The following is a 970-nucleotide window of genomic DNA, read 5'->3' as shown; positions in this document are numbered from 1 at the left end:
TTAGCTGGCTTATGGGTCTTTTTACAGCTCAACGAAGTTCTTTCTAACTATACCATTGAGGAGATTGAAGCATTTAGAGAGTTGGCTAGTTCGTTTTTTGGACAAACCATGTAGATACCTATGGATAAAGCTCTAGACTTTGGGTATAAAAAATTGTCGGTACTATTTTCTATAGTTGCTCTTTTATTTATTTTTATTCCTCCTTTAACGAAGCTAGCAAGTGACTCATTATTCCAGACTGAAAACAAAAATAAATCAGAGATTGAAATGTTGAAATCTGAAATAAAAGAGTTGCGAAGTTCGTTACATAGCTACAAAAAGTCAGAAATAGATTCATTAAATGAGAAAAATAAAACTATAAAATCTGAAATTTTAGAATTGAAAAAGCTAAGCCATGCACCTAGTAAATCAAGATGAAAATAGTTACAGCTAACAAGGTGGTTACTCACTTATTTGCAGAAAGATCTATTTAGATAAGAAGTATTACTTGAGATAAAATGTGACAATACAAATACAATGTTTAATTGTCACATTAAATCAAAATTTCACTTTATGACATTTAATATTGATAAAAGGTTTTCTTGCCCTCTTGGCTGTTTAATTTTATGAGTAGCTATCTCTTCTAACTCTTTTTGTGCATTGAATGCTACAGAAACCCCTACTTTTTGGGCTAAGAATATATCATTTTTACCATCACCTACAAATAAGCACTCAGCAGGTTTGACACCATGCTCAGCGGCAACCTGAAGCATAAAACTAACCTTCCCTTCATTGTCAGATGGTAATAAATTAAAAAACTCTAGATTCCCTTTTTCATCGAAAAAGTACTCACAACCGCTCAAATGCGAATTTCGGTCATTCCGGACAGCGGTTTCGGGATCATCCGGACAGTCGTGATCCCAGATTTCTCTTAACCTAATTTTTACTACAAGTGTCCGGATTGATCCAGTTTTCGCATAGATTCACCTTC

At 33.8% G+C, this 970-nt stretch carries 2 protein-coding genes; one reads left to right on the top strand and one right to left on the bottom strand.

The annotated features are described in order from the left end of the window. Positions 1-120: 120 nt before the first annotated feature. On the top strand, positions 121-417 hold the full coding sequence (locus D5018_RS21405) for a hypothetical protein (RefSeq protein ID WP_121840987.1): 297 nt from the start codon (positions 121-123) through the stop codon (positions 415-417). 128 nt (positions 418-545) lie between these two features. Here the strand turns inward: D5018_RS21405 and D5018_RS22220 are convergent, their stop codons facing one another. Continuing rightward, entirely contained in the window at positions 546-842 is a 297-nt protein-coding gene (locus D5018_RS22220) for an HAD hydrolase family protein (protein WP_279386900.1), read from the bottom strand. Positions 843-970: the final 128 nt, after the last annotated feature.

Origin of the sequence: Parashewanella curva (assembly GCF_003675895.1) — a bacterium.
Classification (GTDB): Bacteria; Pseudomonadota; Gammaproteobacteria; order Enterobacterales; family Shewanellaceae; genus Parashewanella; species Parashewanella curva.
The sequence above is the reverse complement of the archived record's forward strand: the minus strand, read 5'-3'. Positions and strand labels throughout refer to the sequence as shown.